Below are 24,416 nucleotides of genomic sequence, written 5' to 3'. Positions count from 1 at the left end.
TTGTATCCAATAACTGCGCTCATCTCCGTTCTGAACTTCAAAGGGGTTATTTTCATTCAATTAGCGGCAATGGCAGCCGTTAGGAAATAACCTGACATCCATCCGCTCCCTCAACCGGAACGAATCGAACCCGGCTGAATCGAAACGGACGGAGTCGAATGGAGCTTGAACGTGCGGAGGCAATCAACTTTTCTTTCGCTCCTCAATAAATGGGTTTCGAAACCATTTCAGGAGCAATTCACCCCTGTTGGATATGATTTGGAACGATATCGAAGAATACCCCCCAATATCTGTTCCAGATGCGTTAGGAAGCCGGTAAATACCTAAAAAACGGAAAATTCCTCTGTTTGATGATTGAATGCGATGCTGATAAGATTCTTCATGTACGAAAAAGCGAGAACAATACGAAACAGTGAGGAGAGGACAAATTGGAAGTTTTCAGGCAGCTTAAACCTTTCTATTGGATGGAGCGGAAATTTATAATCGCCTCCATTCTCTGCCTAACCAGCGCCACGGCTTTAGGGCTGATTTATCCGAATCTGCTTCGTACGTTAGTCGACGATGTTATTATGCAAGGCAAGTTTGGTTTGGTGCCGGCCTTGTCATTGACGGTGGTCGGGGTTGTCACCTTGAAAGGGTTCATGCAGTTTCTGAGCGGATTTTTTGGCGGGCGCCTTGGCAACCGGGTGGCGTTTCGGCTGCGCAACGCCTGCTACGAGAAGCTGCAGCAGCTTTCGTTCCAGTATTACGATACGGCGAAAACGGGCGATCTGATGTCGCGGTTGACCGCCGATCTCGAAGCGATCCGCCAGTTTATCGGGTTCGGCTTCGCACAGCTCCTCAATCTGTTCCTCATGATCATCTTCGGCGGCGTTATGATGATGACGATCCACTGGCCGCTGACGCTCATTACGCTCGTGACCATCCCTTTTCTTGCATTTACCGCCATCCGGTTCGAGAAAAATATTCATCCCGCTTTCCGCGAAATGAGGCAGGCGCTCAGCAGCTTGACTACCGCCGTTCAGGAAAATATTACGGGCGTACGGACGGTCAAATCGTTTGCCCGCGAATCGCACGAAATTGACAAGTTTTCCGAGCGCAGCGACGCTTACCAGATGAATCAGGTCGGCGCCGCCCGGATATGGTCCCGATTCTTTCCGGTGATGGAGCTGCTGGCGAATTTAAGCGTCGTCGTGCTGCTTGTTGCGGGCGGCATTCTCGTCATTCAGAAATCGCTGTCGCTCGGGGAACTTGTCGCCTTTTTCAGTTTGATCTGGTACATCATCGGACCGATGTGGGGCATCGGCTTCCATATCAACAACTATACGCAGTCCAAAGCTTCCGGCGAACGGGTGCTCGAGCTGCTGAACCAATATATCCACGTCAAAGATGTCGAAGATGCGGTCGAATTGGACTCCGCTTATGTAAAGGGACATATCCGCTTCGAACACGTCACGTTCAATTATGCCGACAAGGAGCCGGCGCTGCGCGACATATCGTTCGATGCTCCCGCCGGCTCGGTCATCGGGCTGCTCGGGGCGACCGGTTCCGGGAAGTCGACGATTATCCAGCTTCTGATGCGGGCGTACAACGTAAAGCAGGGGAAAATTACGCTCGACGGCATTGACATTAAGCAGCTGCGTCTGGAAAGTCTGCGCAGTCAAATTGCGCCCGTGTTTCAGGAAACGTTTCTGTTCTCCGCTTCCATCCGCGAAAATATCGCGTACGGCGTCCAAAACGTGACGATGGAACAAATTATAAACGCGGCGAAGCTTTCGAAAGCGGATGAGTTTATTGCGGAACTGCCCGACGGCTACGATACGGTCGTCGGCGAACGCGGCATGGGCCTCTCCGGCGGACAAAAGCAGCGGATCGCCATCGCAAGGGCGCTGATCAAAAATCCGCACGTTCTTCTGCTCGACGATGCGACCAGCGCCGTCGACATGGAGACGGAGCACGAAATTCAAGCCGGGTTCAAAGAGCTGATGGCCGGCAGAACAACGTTTATTATTGCGCACCGGATCAGCTCGCTGAAACAGGCCGACGAAATATTGGTGCTGGACAACGGCCGTATCGTCCAGCGCGGCAAGCATCGAGATTTGATCCGGGTGCCGGGGCCTTATCAGGACATCTACAACATTCAATATTCCGACCGTCCCGAAGAGGAAATGGACGATATGGAGCGGCAGAAACGAGGTGTGACGTAAATGAGCGCAAACAACAAGGCTCCTGGCGGCGGTCCGGAAACGGATCATGACGCCGCGCAGCATCAGCATGCCGGCGAACCTATGCAGAGACAGCCGGAGCCGGAAGCACCGGATAACGCTTCCCGCAGATTCGTCTATCAGGATGACGAGCTGATCGAAAAGCCGTTCAACTGGCAACAGGTGCGGCGCCTGCTGAAGTATATGCTGCCTTACAAAAAAGAGCTCGTGCCGATGGTGCTGATGATGCTGCTCGGCACGTTCACGCGGCTGGCGGCACCGGCGATCGTCATCAAGGCGATCGACGACGCCATTCAGAAAGGAAACACGCAGCGTTTGCTTCTTTATGCCGGACTTATGCTGGCTTTATATATCATTCAATGGGCATCCAACACGTACCGGATTAAGTATACAAACATCATCGGCCAGAAAGTCATTTACGATCTGCGGCAGGAACTGTTCACCCATATCCAGAAGCTTTCGTTCCGCTTTTACGACAAGCGTCCGGCCGGATCGATCCTGGTCCGCGTCACGAACGACGTGAACGCGCTGCAGGATTTGTTTACGAACGGGGTCGTCAACCTGATGATGGACTGCGTCCAGCTCGTCGGCATTGTGGCGATTTTGCTGCTGTGGAACTTCAAGCTGGGGCTGGCCATCATGATTACCGTTCCGCTCATGTTCATCGTTTCAACGGCGCTGCGCAAACGGATCCGTTTCGCCTGGCAGGATGTGCGGATAAAGCAGTCAAGGATCAACTCCCATTTGAACGAGTGCATCCAGGGCATTAAAGTGACGCAGGCGTTCGTGCAGGAGCGGGAGAATATCCGTTTTTTCCATCACATGAATACGGTCAACAACAAAGCGTGGAACAAAGCGTCCGCGCTCAACCAGTCATTCGGCCCGATCATCGAGGTGACGTCCGCCGTCGGCACGCTCATTTTGTTCTGGTACGGGTCGCATCTGATCCAGAACGATGAGATTACGGTCGGTCTGCTGGTCGGATTCGCAAACTACATCGGCAACTTCTGGGACCCGATCAACCGCCTAGGCCAAATGTATTCGCAGCTGCTGATCGCAATGGCTTCATCGGAGCGGATTTTTGAGTTTATCGATGAGAAACCGACCGTAGCGGAAAGCAATAGCGCCCGGATGCTCACCTCCATCAAGGGCGACGTCTCTTTTGAGCATATCGTATTTGAATATGAAAAAGGGCGGCCCGCTCTGAAAAACGTTTCGCTCGATGTGAAAGCGGGCCAGTCGATCGCGCTTGTCGGTCATACCGGTTCCGGAAAAAGCACGATCATCAACCTGCTCTGCCGCTTTTACGATCCGGTGCAGGGCCGCGTTCTTGTTGACGGTCAAGATATCCGCGACGTGACGATTTCCAGTCTGCGCGAGCAGGTCGGCATCGTGCTGCAGGATACGTTTATTTTCTCGGGAACGATCCGCGACAATATCCGTTTCGGCCGGTTGAATGCGACCGACGAAGAAGTGGAATTGGCGGCGCGGGCGGTCCATGCCCACGAGTTCATTATGAGCCTGCCCGACGGTTACGAGACGGAAGTGCAGGAAAGGGGCAACGTGCTCTCGATGGGACAGCGGCAGCTGCTCTCCTTCGCAAGGGCGCTGCTTGCCGATCCCGCCATCCTCATTCTCGACGAGGCGACGGCAAGCATCGATACAGAAACCGAGCTGAAAATCCAGCAGGCGCTCAGCACGCTGCTTTCGGGCCGCACCTCCTTCATCATCGCACACCGTCTGTCGACGATCCGCCACGCCGACGTCATCGTCGTGCTCGATCACGGCCAAATTGTCGAGCAGGGGAATCACGAGCAGCTGATGAACCTGCGCGGAACCTATTACGGTCTCATCGAAGCCCAGTACCGTTTTTTATCCGCATAAATAGGGCTAGAGCGCAAACTCTTTCTGCGAGGTTGCATTCATTCGGGAGCATTCGATAACAACTGCACATTTGCAGCTTTAGAGGGGTTCATCTGCGAGAGAGGTCGTAGACAACCCCTCGAGAAGACGCGGACTGATCTGCGGACTCCTTTCACGGACTCGGCCATACTGCGAAGGGCTGTTCCCAAAGTCGGGTTTTATCCACCCCGCGAAATGCCGGATTTTCAATTGTAACACGACCTCCACTTCCGCTTTGCATGCGGAAGCGGAGGTCCTTTTGCGTTATTTGGGACATACTCATTCAAGCGAACACGTATGAGACAGCCCCTTGATTTTTTGAGAGGGAACATACACAATGAATTGTAACCCGTTTCATAAGGAGGAAATTTATTGATGTATGGTTCACCATTATCTAACGCCGCGCGCAAAATCATGCTGCTCGGTTCCGGGGAGCTCGGCAAGGAAGTCGTGATCGAAGCGCAGCGGCTGGGCGTGGAGACGATCGCCGTCGACCGTTATGCGGGCGCGCCCGCAATGCAGGTTGCCCACCGTTCTCATGTCATTGATATGCTTGATCCCGATCAGCTGCGGCGCATTATTTTGGAAGAAAAACCGGATCTGATCGTGCCGGAAATCGAAGCGATCGCGACGGTCGCCCTGGTGGAGCTGGAACGGGAAGGCTTCAAGGTCATCCCTACCGCACGCGCCGCGCGGCTGACGATGGACCGCGAAGGAATCCGCCGGCTGGCCGCGGAAACGTTGAGACTGCCGACGGCGCCTTACCGGTTCGCCGACACGCTTGAAGAGCTGCAGAGCGCCGTTGAGGAGCTCGGAACGCCGTGCGTCATCAAGCCGATTATGAGCTCTTCCGGTAAAGGCCAAAGCGTCTGCCATTCCCAGGCGGAGATCGCCAGCTGCTGGAACTACGCCATGGAAGGCGGGCGGGCGAAGAAAAAGCGCGTCATCGTCGAAGGTTTCGTCAACTTCCGCTCGGAAATTACGCTGCTGACGGTCCGCTCGGTATCCGGCACCGTCTTTTGCGAACCGATCGGCCATGTGCAGAAGGATGGCGACTACATCGAGTCGTGGCAGCCCCATCAGATGAGCCAGCAAGATAAGGAGCAGGCGGAAGCGATTGCAAAAAGCATTACCGAGGCGCTCGGCGGCTACGGAATATACGGCGTCGAGCTGTTTCTTACCGATGATGGCGTCTTGTTCAGCGAAGTGTCCCCACGCCCGCACGATACCGGAATGGTGACGATGGTGACGCAGGATCTCTCCGAATTTGCGCTGCACGTCCGTGCCATCCTCGGCTTCCCCGTGCCGTCCGTTAAGCTGCTGACCCCCGGAGCGAGCCATACGCTGAAAGCGGCGAAAGAGCACCGCAACTTCCGCATCGGCGGCTTTGAGGAAGCGCTGTCACTGCCGAATACGCAGGTGAGAGTATTCGGCAAGCCGGACACGAAAAAAGGAAGGCGGATGGCTGTAGCGCTCAGCCATGCGGACGATACGGATTCGGCCCGGGAGCTTGCGCGCCGCGCCGCTGAAAGTTTGCACATTACATACGAAAACTAGAAGAATGAGTGCCAGTCCACTATGCGGCCGCATAGGACTGGCTTTTTTTTGCCCGGCGCATCTGTTATGATGAATGGAGCAAACGTTTGTTCGTGTTCGGAATCTTTCAGACTAATGAACATGTGCATGCCTTTCGCATTCGACTCCTTCCTGTTATGCAAGAAAATGGGTGAATTTGCAAAAAGCCGTCGGAAGCTTTATTTTAAAATACATCAGCGTTTTTCAAATCAACGGCTTGAAGGGAGAGCAATCGCAATATGAATCGCTCCAAATCGCTTTGGCTCGCCATCAGTCTGACGGCGCTTGCGGCAACAATCGTACTGGCGGGAGGGTTTGTGTACGCGTTAAAGGATATGCTTAGCCCCGCTTCGGCGGCTGCGGTCAATCCCGATTTGCCCGCTCCTGCGGCGGCGGAAGGGGGAGCGCTTGCCGGAGCCAAGGAGATCAAGATTGCCGCGCTGGGCGATTCCTTGACGAAAGGGGCCGGAGATTCAACCGGGGACGGATACGTCAAACAGACGGTCGCCGCGTTGCAGCAAACGGCGAGCAAACCCGTAGAGCTGCTGAACAATATGGCGTTAAACGGCCTGCGGTCCGATGAGCTCATCCGTTTGCTGGATACCCAGGAAGGAATGAGCTATTCGCTGAAGCAGGCGAATCTGATTCTGCTGACGATCGGGGGCAACGACTTGTTTCAAACGGCCGTCGATGAAGAAGAAGGCGGCAATGCCGGCGGGCTGAGCCCAGGCAATGTGGCGGCCAAGCTTGACGACTCGCTCAATAATTTGAAGCTGCTGCTGGATAAGCTGCATGCGATCAATCCCGACGCAACGCTTGTTTACGTGGGCCTTTATAATCCGTTTTACGATGTGGAGCAGCTGCGCAGCGGCAGCATCCAGGTGCAAAAATGGAATGCGGAAGCGTATGCGATGCTCCAGCAGTATCCGAACCGAATCCTCGTCCCGACCTTCGATCTGTTTGAGACCAACATCGGCACGTATTTGTCGTCGGACCATTTTCATCCCAATCATGACGGGTACGCCCGCATCGCCGAGCGGATCGTCCAGGCGCTCAGCTGACGCCCGTCGCAGCGTCCAGGGCTTAACAAAATTATTTATCGTTTATTACGGGAAACAAGCGCAGCGTTTTCCGTATAGCTGTCCTTCACAATTGCGACGACCTTTCACCGCAATTCCCCCACTCCATTGTAAAGGAGAATGAACATGACCATTTCCTTCAACGCTCCGGCAGCCGCCGCGGCCGGCAACGGGCCGGCTGCGGACGCCGGCGCAAGCTCCGAGGCAAGGGAGACGGTGCTGTCCGTAAAAGGCTTGAAGAAAAAGATCCGCGGGAACTGGATCATACACGATGTCGCCTTCGATGTGAAAGCCGGCGAAATATTCGGGTTTCTCGGCCCCAACGGATCAGGCAAAACGACGACGATCCGCATGCTCGTCGATCTGATCAAGCCAAGCGCGGGCGAAGTGCTGATCGGCGGCTGCAATGTGCAGAAAGATCCCGAGCAGGCGCTGCGCCATGTCGGCTGCATCGTTGAAAATCCGGAGCTGTACCCTTATTTGACGGGGTGGGAAAATATGGAGCATTTTGCCCGCATGTTGCCGGATGTGGGCCCGGACCGCATTGCGGAGGTCGTCGACATCGTGAGGATGACCGACCGCATCCACGACAAAGTCCGGACGTATTCGCTCGGCATGCGCCAGCGTCTCGGAATCGGGCAGGCGCTGCTCGGCAGGCCGAAGCTGCTTATATTGGACGAGCCGACGAACGGGCTCGATCCGAAAGGCATCAAGGAGCTTCGCGCTTTCATCCGGTCGCTTGCGCAGCAGGGGATGAGCCTGTTTATTTCGAGCCATCTGCTCAGCGAAATCCAGCTGATGTGCGACAGGGTCGCCATCATTAACGGAGGACGGGTGCTGGCGGTCGGAACGGTGAACGAGCTGCTCGAGCAGGCCGGCTCGTACGTGCTTTGGCAGTTCGACGACCCGGCTGCGGGCCGCCGCATATTGGAGAGGCAGCCGCAGCTGCGCATGCTGAATGAGGACGGGCACCGGATCGATGAAGGCGTGCTTGCCGGCATTCCCGGCGCAATTGTGACGACTGTCCCTGCCCGCAGCATCCCCGGAATTGTGAAGGAGCTGGCATTCTCCGGTGTCGGAGTATTGTCCGTGCAGACGGTGGCGCCGACGCTGGAGGAACTTTTTTTAACGATGACGGAGGGGAATGCGAAGTGACAAGCCTGTTGCCGCTCATTCGGAACGAGACGATAAAAATTTGGAAGAAAAAAAGGTTCTATGTTATTGTTCTCATATTGCTGGTGCTCATCCCGGTATTTACTTACGCGCAGCTCAAAGTCGCGCAAAACAATGCCGAGAAGTTTAAAGATTGGCGCATCCAGCTGCAGCAGCAAATAACGGATTATACGAACACGCTTTCCAGCGACCGCATCCCGGAAGAGTGGAAACGGTACCGTCAAGTAATGGTAAAACAGCTGCAATACTATCTCGATCATAACGTGAATCCGAGCACTCCGGACGCGGTTACCTTTACGAGAGGATTTATGTCCAACTCCGTGACGCTGTTTTTTCCGCTGATGATTCTCGCGATCGCATCGGATCTCGTGTCGGGCGAGCGGACGAGCGGCACGATTAAGATGCTGCTGACCCGGCCGGTCAGAAGGTGGAAAATATTGCTGAGCAAGCTGATCGCGCTCACCTTGTACGTTTCGCTCACGATCGTGGTCAGTGTTCTGCTTTGTTACCTGATTTCCGGTCTGTTTTTCGGTTATGAAGGCTGGGACATGCCCGTATTTACAGGTTTTATCGTGAGCGGCTCGAACATTGACACGACGGCGGTTCATGCCGTTTCCCAGTGGCAGTACATGCTGATGCAGAGCGGACTGATCTGGGTTTCGTCGATGACGGTGGCGGTGCTCGCGCTGATGGTTTCGGTGCTGCTGCGCAGCACGGCGGCCAGCATCGTGACGATGATGGCGGCGATCATTGCGGGCACCATCTTGACCAATATGGCTTCTTCGTGGCACAGCGCCAAATATTTATTTTCCGTCAATTTGCAGCTGACCACATATCTGGAAGGTTCTCCGCCGCCGGTTGACGGCATGAATCTTATATTTTCACTCGCCGTATTGGCGGTATGGGCACTTATTGCGCTCGTCATTTCATTCGGCGTCTTTACGAAACAGGATATCTTGAATTAAAATAGCTTGAAGCAGCGTCAGCGATTGCAACAAACGAGAGCTGCAGACGAAAAAGGGGGACGCGTATGGCCGAGCAATTGGATTTATATGCAGACAAGGCGGCAAATACGGCGGCTGATGGAAAGAAATACGATGCGGACGACATTCAAATACTCGAAGGCCTGACCGCGGTGCGCAAGCGCCCGGGGATGTATATCGGCAGCACGACAACTTCCGGTCTACATCATCTCGTATGGGAAATTGTCGATAATGCGGTTGACGAGCATCTGGCCAAATTTTGCTCCGAAATTTCCGTTACGATCCATACAAACGGCTCCGTAACGGTTCATGATAACGGGCGGGGGATCCCGACCGGCATGCATAAAACGGGAATACCGACACCGCAGGTTGTGTTTACGATTTTGCATGCGGGCGGCAAATTCGGCGGCGGAGGCTACAAAAAGTCGGGCGGACTGCACGGTGTCGGCGCATCGGTCACAAACGCGCTTTCGGAATGGCTGGAAGTGGAAATTTTCCGCGACGGAAAAATACATAAACAGCGTTTCGAATATTGGGTCGACGATAAAGGCAAAGAGCATGTCGGCGAGCCGGTTACGGGGCTTGAAATCACCGGCAATACGAACCGGACAGGCACTAAAGTTACGTTTAAGCCGGATGCCCGCGTTTTTCACGGCAATACGACGATCAACTACGATACGCTTGCGGAACGGCTGCAGGAAATCGCCTTTCTCAACTCCGGGCTGAAAGTGTCGATCAAAGATCTGCGTGCCGGCAAGGAAGACGTTTTCCATTACGAAGGCGGCGCGAAGCAGTTCGTCGAGTTTTTGAACGAAGATAAAGCGGTGCTGCACGACGTCATTCATTTCAGCTCCGAGAAGGATGAAATCGAGGTTGAAGTGGCGCTGCAGTATAACGACGGCTACACGGAGACGATAGTTTCGTTCGTCAATGCGATCCCGACACGGGGAGGCGGCACACACGAAACGGGCTTCAAAACTGCTTATACTCGCGTTATGAACGATTATGCACGCAAAAACGGGCTGCTCAAAGAAAAGGACAAAAATCTGGACGGCAGCGATTTGCGCGAAGGCATGATGGCGGTCATCAATATCAAAATGTCGGAAGTGGAGTTTGTCGGCCAGACGAAAGACCAGCTCGGCAGCTCGTCCGCGCGCAGCGCCGTGGACGCCATCGTATCCGACGGCATACAGGTGTTTCTGGAAGAAAATCCTCAGGTTGCGCAACAGCTCGTCAAGAAGGCGGTTCAGGCTTCGAAAGCGCGGGAAGCGGCGCGCAAGGCGCGAGACGAGATCCGCAGCGGCAAGAAGCGCAGCGAAAGCTCCAATCTCGGGGGCAAGCTGACGCCGGCCCAATCGAAGGACGCTTCGCGCAACGAGCTGTTTATCGTGGAAGGCGATTCCGCGGGCGGCTCCGCCAAGCAGGGACGCGATTCCAAATACCAGGCGATTCTGCCGCTGAAGGGCAAGCCGATGAACCCGGAGAAAGCGAAGCTCGCCGATATTTTGAAGAACGACGAGTACAAAGCGATCATCGCCGCCATCGGTGCCGGAGTCGGTCCGGAATTCGAAGCGGAAGAGTGCAACTACAGCAAAATCATCATTATGACCGATGCCGATACGGACGGCGCCCATATTCAAGTGCTGCTGCTTACTTTCTTCTACCGGTACATGAAGCCGCTTGTCGATTCCGGACGGGTCTATATCGCGCAGCCGCCGCTGTACAAAATGACGCGCAAATCCGGCAAGCTGGAAACGGTGCGTTACGCTTGGACCGATGAGCAGCTCGGCAGCTACAGGAAGGAAATGGGTAAAAACACCGAACTGCAGCGCTACAAAGGACTGGGCGAAATGAACCCGGATCAGCTGTGGGAGACGACGATGAATCCGGAGTCGCGCACGCTGCTGCAGGTGCGGATCGAGGACGCAGCCAAGGCGGAGAGACGCGTTTCGACGCTGATGGGCGACAAGGTCGATCCACGCAAGCGCTGGATCATCGAAAATGTTGATTTTACGGAATATATGGAATAGGAGGGAAGCGCCTTGAGCAGTTTGGAACAGTTTTTGCCGGCGTTTCTTGAAGAAGTTGTCGGCGACCGGTTCGGCCGCTATTCGAAATATATTATTCAAGACCGCGCAATTCCGGACGTCCGCGACGGACTGAAGCCGGTGCAGCGCCGCATTTTGTATGCGATGTACGACGCCGGCAATACGCCTGACAAGCCGTACCGCAAGTCGGCCAAAACCGTCGGCGACGTAATGGGCAACTACCATCCGCACGGCGACACCTCCATCTACGACGGCATGGTGCGCATGGCGCAGCCTTGGAAGATGGGGCATGTGCTGATCGACGGGCACGGCAACTGGGGCTCCATCGACGACGATCCCGCCGCGGCGATGCGGTATACGGAAGCGAGGCTTTCTCCGATCGCGCTGGAGCTGCTGCGCGATATCGAGAAACGCACCGTACAGTTCAAGGACAATTTCGATAATTCGACCAAAGAGCCGGTGGTCCTGCCGTCCCGTTATCCCAATTTGCTTGTCAACGGGGTAAGCGGCATCTCCTCCGGCTTTGCCACGGAAATCCCGACCCATAATTTGCGGGAAGTGATTGACGCGTGCGTCGCGCTGATGAGCGGCAAAGAAATGACGGTCACCGACCTGATGGGCATCGTGAAAGGTCCTGACTTCCCGACCGGCGGGCTCATCATGGGCGAGGAAGGCATCCGCGAAGCTTATGCCACCGGCAAAGGACGGATTTATATCCGTTCCAAAACCGAAATTGAAGAAATGCGGGGCGGAAAGAAACAAATCGTCATTACCGAAATCCCGTATCAGGTTGTCAAATCGCGTCTTGTTACCGCCATGGAAAACATCCGTATCGAGAAAAAGGTCGAAGGAATCGCCGAAGTGCGCGACGAAAGCGGACGCGCGGGACTGCGGATCGTCATCGAGGTGAAAAAGGATGCGGACGCACAAGGAATACTGGCGTATCTGCTCAAAAAGACCGACCTGCAGGTGACGTATAACTTCAATATGGTCGCAATCGTAAACAAAACGCCGCAGCAGCTCGGTTTAAAGGACATGCTGACCGCTTACATCGACCACCAGAAGGAAGTCGTCACGTACCGGACAAAGTACGAGCTGGAGAAAGCGGAGGACCGCGCGCACGTGCTCGAAGGGCTGGTCAAGGCGCTGAACATTCTGGACGACGTGATTGCGGCCATTAAAGCTTCCAAAAACCGGCAGGACGCACAAAACAACCTGGTCGCGAAGTTTGGCTTTTCCGAGCGCCAGGCCGATGCGATTTTGACCCTCCAGCTGTATAGGCTCACCAACCTTGAAATTCATTCGCTGGAGAAAGAACTGAAGGAAATTGCGAAGCGTGTCGCGTACTTGAAAGCGATTTTGGACAGCGAGAAAAAGCTGCTGAACGTTATTCGCGATGAACTGCTGGAAATCCGTGAAAAATACGGCATTGACCGCCGCTCGGAAATTCGCGGAGAAGTGGAAGAGCTGAAGGTCAATCTGGAAGTGATGGTCAATCCGGAGGATGTGATCGTCTCGCTCAGCCGCGACGGTTACGTCAAGCGGACGAGCATCCTGTCGTTTACCCGTTCCGGCGGAGACTTGGGCAGCGCAGGCGTGAAGGACGGGGACGTTATCCGTTTCATGCTCGAAACGAATACGGTCCACAGCCTGCTTGTGTTTACGCGAAAAGGACAGTATTACCTGCTTCCGGTCCATCAAATTCCGGATTTCAAATGGAAGGATGCCGGTACGGCGATCGTAAACGTCATTCCGCTGCCGAAAGACGACAGCGTCGTTAGCGTCATACCGGTAAAAGATTTGGAACAAACCGGGCTCTCTCTCGTTTTCTTTACGAAGCGCGGACAAGTGAAGCGCAGCGAGTTGAAGGATTACGCCACAAACCGGTCGACCGCAATTGCGGCATGCAAACTGGCGGAAGGCGACGAAGTCATTTCCGTGACGCTAAGCGACGGCTCGGGACAGATCGTGCTTATCAGCCGACAAGGAATGGGCATCCGTTTTATGGAAAATGAAGTAAATGCAATGGGCCGCGTTTCCGCCGGCGTAAGAGGCATGCAGCTGAAGGAAGGGGACGAAATCGCCTCGGCGCTGCGAACGCGGGAGGATGAGGGCGAAATATTCGTCATCAGCGATCTCGGATACGGAAAGAGAACGCTGCTGTCCGATTACCCGATTCAAGGACGCGGCGGCAAAGGAATTGCAACATTCGAATTTAAGGAAGGCAAGCGCGTCAAACCGAATGGCTCCGCATTGGCGGGAGCGCATTACTGTACCGTCGCGCAGGAGCTCGTCGCCATAACGGCCGGCGGCAAGCATTACCGGATTCCAACCGAAAAAACGCCGCTCGACGAACGCAAATCGATCGGCAAAACGGTCGTTTCGCTCGATAAATCAGACACGATTATCGATTTGTTCCCCCAAGCGGACATCGGTCAATCATAAGGCCAGTCCTGCGGGTCCAGCTTTTCGATCAGCTCGATAATCGTTTCCAGGAAGACCCGCAATGGTACCGGAGCATCCGGTTGTTCAAGCCATTGCGGGTCTTTTATTACGTCGTACTCTATCAGTTTACGGATGACGGCTTCTTTGTAAGCGTTTTCCAAATCAATGAACTCCATTTTCTTCTGCTGGGTTAACACTGGTTATCCCTCCTAAAGGTTTTGCCGGAGGCAAAACCACTTCGTAAGCATAAGCTTTCCTTGGATTTCCTCCACTGAAACATTAATTCAGGAAATCCAAAGGGCAACAGCAATCGGAAGAATGATCTGCCCGCTCAGCGTTCACATTCATCGCAATTAAGGTCTTTATCCTTGGATTTCCCCCACTGAAACAATTAATTCAGGAAATCCAAAGGACAACAGCGATCGGAAGAATGATTCCGCCCGCGCAGCGGACGTATTTCATCGCATTAAAGGATTTTGCCGGAGGCGCGCATTCGTCAGGGCAAGAGGCTAACTATCCCATACTATGTCGCAAAGTGTCTATAGGTTCGGAAATATTGCGGTTAATGAAACAAATTATTAAACGGGTTAACCTTTTATTCGACATGGAGCAATCGTTATAATGGGGACAGGCATTACATTTCGGAAGGGGAGCTTGTCATGATATCGGACGACTTTGCGAAATTATGGATGAAGCTGACGAAGGAATGGAAGCACCATTTGGAGCAGCGGCTGTCACCTGATCTGACCGAAGGCCAGCTGAACGTGCTGGAGCTGCTGCTGCAGCATCAGCCGATGAAGCCTTCGGATCTGCTGCAGTATCTCGCGACCACCCCGGCCGCCATTACGACGCTGCTCGACCGGATGGAACGGAACGGACTCGTTACCCGCAGCCGCGACGACAGCGACCGCCGCATCGTATGGGTTACAGTTACCGATCGCGGCAAAAACGAAGCGGAGCGGGGCATGAAGGAGAGGGATGATTTGATCCGCGAAGCGCTCGACCGGATTTCAGCCCATAATCAGCAGCTGCTCGTCTATTTGCTGGGTAAAGTGGCCAACACAAAATCGACGCTTTCAGCCGGCGAAGTCTAACGTTTCGCCTCCGCAGAAAAGCTTTCTATAACAAATAAACACGGACGCGTGGTTCCGCCGCAAATCGGTGAAACGGTGCCAAAAAGCCGCCGGCATCCATAATGCAGCGGCGGCTATATATCGAATATGAACGCTTAACACCGGTTTGCATTCGTTTGCGGCGTTGAAGCGATCGAACTGCAAGTCACAAGGTCAGCGGGTCGAGATTTTAAAGAGCGCGGCCCAATTTTCTGCTTACTTGTTCGAAGGGGTACCCGCAGCAAAAAGTTCATCTTCGGTCCACCGGCTCCACGGCTCCGATAGGGGCGGGATCGAGCGGAAGGTCATCCATTCTTTCGTGACCGGATGGGGAATAGACAACAGCGTAGACCATAGGGCGATATCCGTTTTCGGGCCTGAGCCGGCGCCGTATTTGCTGTCGCCGGCAAGCGGGCAGCCGATATGGGCCAGTTGAGCACGAATTTGGTGCGGCCGCCCGGTGTGCAGCTCGACCGCAACGAGCGACAATCCGCCGCTGCGGCTTACCGTACGGTATTCAAGCAGCGCTTCTTTTGCATCCGCCGCAGGAGTGTCGTAAACGGTGACGATATTACGGCGCGCGTCCTTGTGCAAATAATGCTTCAGATTTGCCCGCGCGGCCGGAGGCTGCCCGTGGACGACGGCCAAGTAAAGCTTGCCGAACGAACGGGTGCGGACGGAATCCGACAGGCGGGAAGCTGCCTTTGACGTTTTGGCAAACACCATTGCGCCTCCGACAGGGCGGTCCAGACGGTGGACTAGCCCAAGGAAGACATTGCCCGGCTTGTTATGGCGGACTTTCAAGTCCGCCTTCAGCAGCGTCAGCATGTCGGGATCGCCGGATTCGTCTTCCTGCGAAGGAATTCCCGGCGGCTTAACGACGACGAGCAGATGATTGTCCTCGTACAACACTTCAATCGGCGTCCCGCCGGCAGCATTGGCAAGCATCGCTTATGCCTCCCAACGTCCCAAAATTCCGCACGGCAGATTAAGGCCCGAAGCCGTGATCGGCAAACCGATTTCCCCGCAATGAATGCGGCCGCCGTATTTTTTGCCGATCGTCATATGAAGCAGATTATGCAGCACTTGCGGGGAAAGTCCGGTCGTATAGGAGTTGACGAGCACAAACAGCGGCTGCTCGGACAAAATCGTCGTGCAAAATTCAAGAAACGGGTACAGGTTTTGCTCCAGCTTCCACATCTCCCCGTTCGGCCCTCTTCCGTATGATGGAGGGTCCATAATAATGGCGTCGTACTGCTTGCCGCGACGCTGTTCGCGCTGCACAAATTTGAACACGTCATCGGTTATATAACGGACGGGGCGTTTTTCGAGACCGGACAGCTGTACGTTCTCCTTGCACCATTGAACCATCCCTTTGGCCGCATCGACGTGGCACACTTCAGCTCCGGCGGCAGCGGCGGCGACGGTTGCTCCGCCGGTATATCCGAACAGGTTCAGGACGCGAATTGGCCGGCCGGCCGAGTGAATTTTGTCCATCATCCAGCTCCAGTTCACCGCTTGCTCCGGAAACAGCCCGGTATGCTTGAAATTGGTTGGGCGAATATGGAAAGACAGCCCTCCGTACGAGATTGTCCATTTATCGGGCAGCTCGCTGCGGAACGTCCAATTGCCGCCGCCTGAAGAGCTGCGGTGGTAATGGCCGTCCGCTTGCTTCCATAATTTGCTTTCTTTATCAATCGGCCATATGATTTGGGGATCCGGTCTGCGCAGGACGTAAGATCCCCATCTCTCCAGCTTGTCTCCGTCTCCGGTGTCAAGCAGCTCGTAATCATTCCATTGATCAGCAATATACATCATTTGTTTTTCCACTCCCGCAGCCATAAATAGCGATCGTTATGAATCGAACTAACTAATTATAACGAAGCGTTAGAGTGGAAGCAATGCAGCCGTAAAAGAGGACTTGACCAAAGAAGGAAGCGATCGTGGATAAAAGGAAGATGATGACCTCGAGGCAAAAAGATATCAAAAAGCGAAACAAGCCAAAATCAGCCTATTCCGCCTGTCTAAGTACATCCATCATTTTGTCGATGGACTGCTTTCGTTTATCATGATCCAAGTTGTTGAGGCGGCGGATAATTTCGATTGTTTCGGGCGTTACGTGAGTATCGTTCTTGATCCCCTCGCCGCCGATGATATAATCTAAAGATACACCGAAAAAAGCGGCCAGCTTAATGAGCGTTTCGTATACCGGCTGCCGGTTGTTAATTTCATAATGACTGTAAGCTGAGCGGGTAATTCCGATTTGTTTGGACACATCTTCTTGAGACATGTTCTTTCGGAGACGGAGTTCCCGCAGTCGGTCTCCCATCGTCATCGTCATGACCATTGCTCCTATCGTCAAATAATGAAATGCACAAGCAGCTTGGAATGGAACTTTAACTCTTATCGTACATTTCTATGATACAGATTGTATCATGTAAAACGTGACACCGCAACAAAGATCGCGAAAGGAGGAATGTCGCGTGTCGCTCACCTTGGTATGTGAATGCGGGAACAACGTCCATTTTTTTGAAACGGGCGAAACGGAAGAATATAATGTGGCGCTGCTGGAAGCCGAGGACGACGACGTCGTTCAAGTTGCTTTGCGCGTGGACGGAATGCTGCTCCGCTGCCGCTTCTGCCAGCGGGGATACAAAATTTTGCCTACTTTGTAACGTGCGTCAACCGCTCGAACCGGCAACGGCTGCAGCGGCATGTTACGCCCCGACTTTAGGCGGGGACGGAAACGGTTCCGCAGACGGGGTTCACATTTATTTATTTTCGCTACAATAAATACCAGATAACATGAGGAAGGGAGGTTCCGCTGCATGTCCCATCAACCATTTCCAAAAAGCAAGGCGCTTACGGTACTTTTCTCGATGATGTTTCCCGGAGGCGGACATTTGTACCTGGGCCAGATGGCGCGCGGGCTGTCGTTTATGATTCTGTTTGTTTTCAACATCGCTTTGATCGTATTCGCGGATGGCGCATCGTTTAAGATCGGCGACGCGCTGGTCGTTTTTTTCGGACTGATGCTGCCGGTAACGTATTTGCTTAACATTTTTGACGGTCTGCAAAAAGTTAACGAGAACAATTATTACGCCCGGCATGGCGCGCAGGGCGTCAGCCCTTTCCCGGAGACGAATGAAAGCGTGCATACGTATAACCGGACATACTAGTTACATATCTTGTTAACGGCCGTTTTTCTTAACCTGCTGGTTATGGAAGGCGGCCGTTTCTTTGGAATCGAAACCTCATCTTGAATGGGCGCAGGCCTATAAATAGGTAAAGGGTAAAAAATATTCCACAAATATTGAAACGCTCTCTTTTTTTCTTTATAATCAACAAGTAGAAAAGCCGGTAATATGTTCAGGCCGTGCGCAGCCGATGATTCCGCTTTCAGTCACCTGGATTTGCGCCGCGGCAAACAATATGAAGGCTTGAAGATGAAACACGTTCTAAACGAACATGCAAGGAGCTGGGACTTATTTGCCGGTTAAGCCGGCCGCAATTTTCCGGGCTTTTTTTCTTTATCCGGATGCAGTTTGTCTTGCTTCTTGCTGGGCTTGTCTTATTTTTGAAATCGTTTACTAAAGCTTGTACCGCATCCAAACGCCGCGCCGCCAGCGCGACCTCAGCTGTTTGACGCTGCGCCGGGATGTCCAAATGGTTTAAAGAGCCGCAAACACTATTCTTCCTTCCTCTTGAATGAGCCGGATACACAATTGGCGTTCAAGAAAGAACACCTTGTAACATTTAACGGAGGTAGTTTGTAAATGACCGACGAGACGAACAACCCGCGTCAATGGCAACAATTTTACGGCCCGAACTTTGGTTATATTCAAGAACAGTATGAACGTTATGCTGACGACCCGAAATCCGTAGATGCATCGTTTCGGGAGCTGTTTGCCGAGCTTGGCGAGCCGCTTCAGGAGACGTCTGCACAGCCGGCTGCTAAGGCGTCAACGGCCCAGGCCGCTCCGGTCGTGGATGCCGCAATGCTCAAAAAGCTTGTATCCGCGGAGAAATTGGTATGGAATATCCGGGCATACGGTCATTTGGCCGCCAATACCGACCCGCTTGGCCTGCGCGAAGCTACGGATACGCGCCTGCTGGATCCGGCGATCTACCAGCTGAACGAAGCCGACTTGATGAAATTCCCGGCGTCTTTAATTTGGGATCATGCCCCGGTCAATGCCGAAACGGGATGGGAAGCCATTCAAAAACTGCGCAGCTATTACACGCAATCGATCGGCTTTGAGTTCGGCCACGTTCACGACGAAACCGAGCGCGACTGGCTGAACGCTCAGGCCGAATCCGGCATTGCTTTAACGAGCCTCACGTCCGAAGAACGCAAGCAGCTGCTTGACAGACTGATTCACGTCGAACAATTCGAAACTTTCCTTCACCGCACGTTCGTCGGCCAGAAACGGTTCTCCGTTGAAGGTGTCGACATGCTCGTTCCGGTAATTGACGAGATCATCCGTTCCGTCGTGAAGGACGGGGCTCGTCACGTCCTGATGGGTATGGCGCACCGCGGCCGGCTGAATGTGCTTGCTCATGTTTTGGGCAAACCTTACGAAAAAATCTTCTCCGAGTTCCATCATGCGCCGAATAAAGATATGGTCCCTTCGGAAGGATCGATGGGCATCAATTTCGGATGGTCCGGAGATGTCAAATACCATCTTGGCGCGGACTGCGCCGTAACGAGCGGGGAAACGGCCCGGGCCCGCATTACGCTGGCCAACAATCCGAGCCATCTGGAGTATGCCGATCCGGTCGTCGAAGGCTTTACGCGCGCAGCCCAGGAAGACCGTTCGGAGCGCGGATATCCGAAGCAGGATCTCGGCAAGGCGGTCGCGATTCTCGTCCATGGCGACGCCGCTTTTCCCGGTGAAGGGATCGTTGCGGAAACGCTTAACTTCAACAATTTGGACGGATACCGGAACGGCGGGACGATCCATATTATCGCGAATAACCGTCTCGGGTTTACGACCGACAGCAAAGACTCGCGCTCGACTCATTATGCCAGCGACTTGGCAAAGGGATACGAAATTCCGATCGTTCACGTGAACGCCGACGAGCCCGAGGCGTGCATCGCGGCGGTGCGTCTCGCCTGTGAATACCGCCGTATTTTCAAAAAAGATTTTCTGATCGATCTGGTCGGCTACCGCCGCTACGGACACAACGAGATGGACGATCCGGAAGGCACGCAGCCGCTTGTATATGAGAAAGTGCGCAACCATCCTACCGTAAGTACGCTCTATGCGAAGCGGTTGAAAGAGCTCGGCGCTCCAGAAGGCGAATTGTCCGAGCAGCTGATTCAGGCAGCCAACAATGAACTGCAGCAGGCTTACGACAGAATGAAGCAAAAAGACGGCAGCGGCAAACACGCCGATGTGTCCCCGCCGCCGGCCGCTCCGGCAGAGACGTCAACGGCGGTCCCGCTCGAGAAGCTGCGTGAAATTAATGCGGAGCTGCTCCGGTGGCCGGACGATTTCAAAGTATATCCGAAGTTGCAGCGAATTTTGCAGCGCCGCCTCGCGATGCTGGACGATGGCGAAAAGGTGGACTGGGCGCTCGCCGAAACGCTCGCTTTCGCCACTATACTTGCCGATGGGAAGCCGGTCCGCTTAAGCGGGCAAGATTCGGAGCGCGGCACGTTCTCGCACCGTCATATCGTGCTGAACGATCACGCAACCGGCAAAAAGTTCTCGCCGCTGCACCGTCTGCCGCAGGCTAAAGCGTCCTTTGCCGTCCATAACAGCCCGCTCTCGGAAGCGTCGGTGCTCGGTTTCGAGTACGGCTACAACGTATTTTCGCCCGAGACGTTCGTGCTGTGGGAAGCCCAGTACGGCGACTTCGCCAATGCGGCTCAAGTCATATTCGACCAGTTTATCTCTGCCGGACGGACGAAATGGAAGCAAAAATCAAGCCTTGTCATGCTGCTGCCGCACGGTTACGAGGGACAAGGACCGGAGCATTCCAGCGCCCGTCTGGAGCGGTATTTGCAGCTGGCGGCCGAAGACAACTGGACGGTGGCGAATCTGACCAGCGCCGCGCAGTATTTCCACCTTCTCCGCCGTCAGGCGGCGTGGATGGAAAGCGAGGGTGCCCGTCCGCTTGTGCTTATGTCTCCGAAGAGCCTCATCCGCAACGCCCGCGTCGCATCTCCGGGGAAGGAATTCAGCGAGGGCGGCTTCAAGCTGGTGCTTGAGCAGCAAGGCTTGGGCGGCAATCCGGGAGCCGTGCGCCGGCTTGTCCTTTGCAGCGGCAAAGTGGCGGTCGATCTGGAAGAGGCGCTTTCGTCCGACAAAGGCAAAGACTACGCATGGCTTCACATCGCGCGGGTGGAGCAGCTGTATCCGTTCCCGCGTCACGAGATCGAAGAAATCGTCAAGCGGTTCGATAATCTCGAAGAAATCGTCTGGGTGCAGGAAGAACCAAGAAATATGGGCTCCTGGACATTTATGGAACCGAGACTGAGGGAACTGGCCGGCGGGATCGCCGTCCATTATATCGGCAGACCCGAACGTTCCAGTCCGGCCAGCGGACACCAGGACGTCCATGCGCTCGAACAACAGCGCATCATTACGCTCTCTCTGCAGCAAAAAGCGCTCAAAACGATCTTACTTGGGAGGTAGAATCGAGTGGCCGAGATTAAAGTCCCCGATTTGGGAGAATCCATTACGGAAGCAACGATCACCAAATGGCTGAAAAAGGAAGGGGACGCCGTTAGTCAAGGCGATCTGCTTCTCGAGCTGGAAACCGACAAGGTAAACCTGGAAATCAGCGCCGAGCAAGACGGCGTCCTCAGCAGCATCGCCAAAGGAGACGGCGAAACCGTCTCCGTCGGAGAGACGATCGGCACGATCGGCGCAGGAGGTGCGGCAAAAGCTCCTGCTGCCGCTCCGGCTCCTGCAGCGCAGCCGGCGGCGCCGGCTAGCGCGGCGCCTGCTCCGGGTGCAGTCGCCGCACAGCCGAAAGCCGAGCCGAAGCCGGTATCGAAGGCGCCTGCCGAAAGCGCCGCAGTGCCCACGGCTTCCCCTTCGGCGCGCAAGCTTGCGCGCGAGAAAGGGATCGATCTGAGCCTGGTGAGCAGCCGCGACGGAAGCGGACGCATTTACAGCAGCGATGTCGCCTCCTACTCGGCGCAGCCGGTCATATCCCAAGCGGCTCCGGCATTGTATCCCGCTCCGGCCGCCGTGCCTTCGCCGAAAACGGCCGAGCAGCCCGGCAAACCAGTGGAACGGACGAAAATGTCCCGCCGCCGCCAAACGATCGCGAAGCGTCTCGTCGAAGCACAGCAAACGGCGGCGATGCTGACGACGTTCAACGAAGTCGATATGACCGCCATCCTCGACATCCGCAAACGCCGGAAACAATCGTTTCAGGAGAAGAACGATATCGGACTCGGCTTTATGTCCTTCTTTACGAAAGCGGTCGTAGGCGCGCTGAAGAAATTTCCGCTGCTGAACGCGGAGATTGACGGGGACGAGCTGGTCGTCAAAAAGTTTTATGACATCGGCATCGCCGTTGCGGCGAAGGAAGGGCTTGTCGTTCCCGTCGTGCGCGACGCCGACCGTCTCGGATTCGCCGAGATCGAAAAAAGCATCGCCGATCTGGCGGCCAAAGCCCGCTCCAACACGCTGGCGCTCGGCGACTTGCAAGGAGGAACGTTCACGATCACGAACGGCGGCGTATTCGGATCGCTGCTGTCGACACCGATATTGAACGCTCCGCAGGTCGGCATTCTCGGCATGCACAAAATCCAGCTGCGTCCGGTCGCCATCGACGCGGAGAGGTCCGAGAACCGTCCGATGATGTACATTGCGCTTTCGTACGATCACCGGATCGTGGACGGGGCGGAAGCGGTCCGTTTCCTTGTGACGGTAAAGGAACTGCTCGAAGATCCGGAGACACTGCTGCTTGAGGGCTGAGCGCCTCGTTGGCGGAAGGTTAGTATAAACGGACGAACCCTTCGACTTTCCAGGGAAGAAAGTCGAAGGGTTCGTTTTATTTTTCTACATTTTGCGGTTCGCGTAAAAGTACAAACCGACGTAGCCGATCACAATCAGAAAGATAAGATAAATGAATCTCGGCTGATTGATGACGCCGATCAGCACAAGGGTTACGCTCGAAATGAGGTTATACATGGCGAGCATGCGAGTCAGCTTTTCTTTGTCCCGCACGCGGCCCCTGTTGAAGCCGGAAAGCAGCCAGCGGTTCTTTTTCACTCCGATCAAATAAGCGGTCGCATAAATGAAAAGGCCCAAACAGATGAGATACATATTCACTGGAAAAACCCCTTATGACCGTTTTGCTTTTATTATACGCCGACAGGGCTTGTTTGGGGATACTAATCGATAACGCAACCCTAAAAAAAGGTTGATGGATTGGACTTGAAACGTGCCAAGCGGTTTGGAGCGCGGTTCAACTTATGATCATTTGGACCGTAAAATGACCGTCCACAGATCGGGGCTTTCATAGCCGAGCCGCCAGGCTGCAATACCCGCCAAATCGTATTTTTTGGCAATCGAGATTCTCGCCTTTACCATTTCCGCCGTTTCCGCCCAAAACACATAGGTCGAGCCAATGATAATCCGGTCCGCTGCCTTGCCGATGGCGGCCAGATCATAGGCGGTGCTCTCGTTCCAGAGCACGCTTCCCCGCGGAAGATCGACCGACAGCTTCATTCCCGCCCAGTGCAGCGCTGCGGCAAAGGAAATGACGAATGAGGTATACCGGCCGCGGTCCGCTCCGGATATTCTCGAAGTCCAAATTCGCCCCATCCGCCTTCAGGCCGGAAAGACGAGACGTAAGCGAGGAAATAAACTTCATCTGCGCTGCCGTGTCCTTTAGAAAAGCGCTCGTGAGCGCCATGTCGAACTTATTGTGCACGAGCGGCATCAGCTGCAAGCCTTTATCCTTGATGGCGGCTGCCAAAGCATCGTTTGAATTGTCGGTCAGCGTGCCGTCGGCTTTGTCCAGCTGGAACCAGGTCGGGGAATCGATGTCGAGCCCTTGTGTGCCGGCAAGCTGCGACGTGATGGAGAACGAATCGGAGGTGCCGTTCCAGCCCAGCGCCAGCAGCTTCTTCGTATTGCTCCATAAAATGCGGTTATCCTCCGCTCGAATGCTGCTGTTCGATAACGTAGCCGCGTATGTAAGTGCGCGTGCGAGCGAATGCTCGCGATGAACGGCCCGTTCCCCTTGATACAGCCGGTATCTCGGCAGTACGGCGTACACCCAGCCCGGCTTCTGCAAGTCGCGGATTTGGGCGGTGCCGAGCGCGCTTGCTTTCGCGAGCGCTTCCCGGTAGGAAACAAATTCCCACTCCGATTGGCTGATCCCTCCTTGATAAACTTTGTAGCACGGCAAATTATCCCACAGCCATTCCCGCGTTTCGATTTTCTCCACATGCGAGTTGCAGTAAGCGGAAGCATAAGCGACCGCCTTCCGGGGGCCGAATTCTTGCAGCGGTTTGTCATTTTGATAGACGCGGTAGCTCTTCATTCCTGGCAAACCGGCGCCGGCGGCAGCGGCTGTAAAGGATGAAGGCAGCTGGATGGCGAGCAGCAGTGCAATAACCGGACTCCATTTGAGTTTCATCCTATTATTCGTCCTCTCCTCATGATGTTGGATAGCTGCAAATCCGAGTACCGCTTAAGGCAGTGCGAAATCCGTCCGGCAACCGGACTAGCGATTAGACGCAATAAGCAGCGGCAAGTTTCTTTTTCTAGATGAGGTAAATAATAGAATCAATGCGATGCAGTCAGCCGAATCTCGTAAATAGCGATATCTGTAACTACAAAATGAATAAAAAATCTGGAAAAATGAAACAATAGAGAAAATAGGATCCAAATACATGGGG

At 54.4% G+C, this 24,416-nt stretch carries 20 protein-coding genes; 13 read left to right on the top strand and 7 right to left on the bottom strand.

Annotation, left to right across the window (positions count from 1 at the left end):
* Positions 1-428: 428 nt before the first annotated feature.
* The 8 genes from VN24_RS24400 to gyrA all read left to right on the top strand — a co-directional run bounded on the left by VN24_RS24400 (position 429) and on the right by gyrA (position 13,430).
* Positions 429-2,207, top strand: a complete 1,779-nt coding sequence (locus VN24_RS24400) for an ABC transporter ATP-binding protein (RefSeq protein WP_045672537.1) — start codon at positions 429-431, stop codon at positions 2,205-2,207.
* An 81-nt stretch (positions 2,208-2,288) separates the two neighbouring features.
* On the top strand, positions 2,289-4,109 hold the full coding sequence (locus VN24_RS24395) for an ABC transporter ATP-binding protein (RefSeq protein ID WP_045673673.1): 1,821 nt from the start codon (positions 2,289-2,291) through the stop codon (positions 4,107-4,109).
* Positions 4,110-4,502: 393 nt separating this feature from the next.
* Positions 4,503-5,684 carry a formate-dependent phosphoribosylglycinamide formyltransferase gene (gene purT / locus VN24_RS24390; RefSeq protein ID WP_045672536.1) on the top strand — a complete coding sequence of 394 codons (1,182 nt, stop codon included), beginning with the start codon at positions 4,503-4,505 and terminating at the stop codon, positions 5,682-5,684.
* A 257-nt stretch (positions 5,685-5,941) separates the two neighbouring features.
* Positions 5,942-6,763 (top strand): GDSL-type esterase/lipase family protein, encoded by an 822-nt coding sequence (locus tag VN24_RS24385; RefSeq protein ID WP_045672535.1) that lies wholly within the window; start codon positions 5,942-5,944, stop codon positions 6,761-6,763.
* Between the two features lie 144 nt (positions 6,764-6,907).
* Positions 6,908-7,936 (top strand): ABC transporter ATP-binding protein, encoded by a 1,029-nt coding sequence (locus VN24_RS24380; RefSeq protein ID WP_148505301.1) that lies wholly within the window; start codon positions 6,908-6,910, stop codon positions 7,934-7,936.
* Positions 7,933-8,919, top strand: coding sequence for an ABC transporter permease (locus VN24_RS24375; RefSeq protein WP_045672534.1), 987 nt, complete (start codon positions 7,933-7,935; stop codon positions 8,917-8,919). Before VN24_RS24380 ends, VN24_RS24375 begins: the two co-directional genes overlap by 4 nt.
* A 65-nt stretch (positions 8,920-8,984) precedes the next feature.
* Positions 8,985-10,967 (top strand): DNA topoisomerase IV subunit B, encoded by a 1,983-nt coding sequence (gene parE, locus VN24_RS24370; RefSeq protein ID WP_045672533.1) that lies wholly within the window; start codon positions 8,985-8,987, stop codon positions 10,965-10,967.
* Positions 10,968-10,979: 12 nt separating this feature from the next.
* Positions 10,980-13,430, top strand: coding sequence for a DNA gyrase subunit A (gene gyrA, locus VN24_RS24365; RefSeq protein WP_045672532.1), 2,451 nt, complete (start codon positions 10,980-10,982; stop codon positions 13,428-13,430).
* Here the strand turns inward: gyrA and VN24_RS24360 are convergent.
* Positions 13,421-13,627: a hypothetical protein gene (locus tag VN24_RS24360; protein ID WP_238590769.1), complete on the bottom strand. Its 207-nt coding sequence runs from the start codon at positions 13,625-13,627 to the stop codon at positions 13,421-13,423. The genes gyrA and VN24_RS24360 overlap by 10 nt on opposite strands.
* Before the next feature lie 462 nt (positions 13,628-14,089).
* On the opposite strand from VN24_RS24360, the gene VN24_RS24355 reads away from it, so the two are divergent.
* Complete coding sequence (locus tag VN24_RS24355; RefSeq protein WP_045672531.1) at positions 14,090-14,524, top strand: MarR family winged helix-turn-helix transcriptional regulator; 435 nt, start codon at positions 14,090-14,092, stop codon at positions 14,522-14,524.
* Between the two features lie 234 nt (positions 14,525-14,758).
* On the opposite strand, the gene VN24_RS24350 is transcribed toward VN24_RS24355, so the two are convergent.
* From VN24_RS24350 to VN24_RS24340, 3 genes are all read right to left on the bottom strand, one after another.
* The gene (locus VN24_RS24350) at positions 14,759-15,490 is read right to left on the bottom strand and encodes an RluA family pseudouridine synthase (protein ID WP_045672530.1); all 732 of its coding nucleotides are present in this window, start codon (positions 15,488-15,490) and stop codon (positions 14,759-14,761) included.
* Between the two features lie 3 nt (positions 15,491-15,493).
* Positions 15,494-16,357, bottom strand: a complete 864-nt coding sequence (locus VN24_RS24345; protein ID WP_045673670.1) for a class I SAM-dependent methyltransferase — start codon at positions 16,355-16,357, stop codon at positions 15,494-15,496.
* Between the two features lie 196 nt (positions 16,358-16,553).
* Positions 16,554-16,883, bottom strand: a complete 330-nt coding sequence (locus tag VN24_RS24340; RefSeq protein WP_082084119.1) for a helix-turn-helix domain-containing protein — start codon at positions 16,881-16,883, stop codon at positions 16,554-16,556.
* A gap of 142 nt (positions 16,884-17,025) precedes the next feature.
* Here VN24_RS24340 and VN24_RS24335 point away from each other — a divergent pair, with 142 nt between their 5' ends.
* From VN24_RS24335 to odhB, 4 genes are all read left to right on the top strand, one after another.
* Positions 17,026-17,217 carry a hypothetical protein gene (locus tag VN24_RS24335; protein ID WP_045672529.1) on the top strand — a complete coding sequence of 64 codons (192 nt, stop codon included), beginning with the start codon at positions 17,026-17,028 and terminating at the stop codon, positions 17,215-17,217.
* 153 nt (positions 17,218-17,370) lie between these two features.
* Positions 17,371-17,721, top strand: a complete 351-nt coding sequence (locus tag VN24_RS24330; RefSeq protein ID WP_052703136.1) for a hypothetical protein — start codon at positions 17,371-17,373, stop codon at positions 17,719-17,721.
* A gap of 597 nt (positions 17,722-18,318) precedes the next feature.
* Positions 18,319-21,186, top strand: coding sequence for a 2-oxoglutarate dehydrogenase E1 component (locus tag VN24_RS24325; protein WP_045672528.1), 2,868 nt, complete (start codon positions 18,319-18,321; stop codon positions 21,184-21,186).
* A 6-nt stretch (positions 21,187-21,192) separates the two neighbouring features.
* Positions 21,193-22,482, top strand: coding sequence for a 2-oxoglutarate dehydrogenase complex dihydrolipoyllysine-residue succinyltransferase (odhB, locus tag VN24_RS24320; RefSeq protein ID WP_045672527.1), 1,290 nt, complete (start codon positions 21,193-21,195; stop codon positions 22,480-22,482).
* Positions 22,483-22,566: 84 nt separating this feature from the next.
* Here the strand turns inward: odhB and VN24_RS24315 are convergent, their stop codons facing one another.
* The 3 genes from VN24_RS24315 to VN24_RS24305 all read right to left on the bottom strand — a co-directional run bounded on the left by VN24_RS24315 (position 22,567) and on the right by VN24_RS24305 (position 24,154).
* On the bottom strand, positions 22,567-22,833 hold the full coding sequence (locus tag VN24_RS24315; RefSeq protein ID WP_045673667.1) for a DUF3784 domain-containing protein: 267 nt from the start codon (positions 22,831-22,833) through the stop codon (positions 22,567-22,569).
* 153 nt (positions 22,834-22,986) lie between these two features.
* Positions 22,987-23,238 carry a hypothetical protein gene (locus VN24_RS27520; RefSeq protein WP_148505300.1) on the bottom strand — a complete coding sequence of 84 codons (252 nt, stop codon included), beginning with the start codon at positions 23,236-23,238 and terminating at the stop codon, positions 22,987-22,989.
* Positions 23,177-24,154, bottom strand: coding sequence for a glycoside hydrolase family 18 protein (locus VN24_RS24305; RefSeq protein WP_045672525.1), 978 nt, complete (start codon positions 24,152-24,154; stop codon positions 23,177-23,179). The genes VN24_RS27520 and VN24_RS24305 overlap by 62 nt, the downstream gene beginning before the upstream one ends.
* Positions 24,155-24,416: the final 262 nt, after the last annotated feature.

The organism is Paenibacillus beijingensis (assembly GCF_000961095.1).
Classification (GTDB): domain Bacteria; phylum Bacillota; class Bacilli; order Paenibacillales; family Paenibacillaceae; genus Paenibacillus_O; species Paenibacillus_O beijingensis.
Note: the sequence above shows the minus strand (reverse complement) of the source record. Positions and strands in the feature narration are given on the sequence as shown.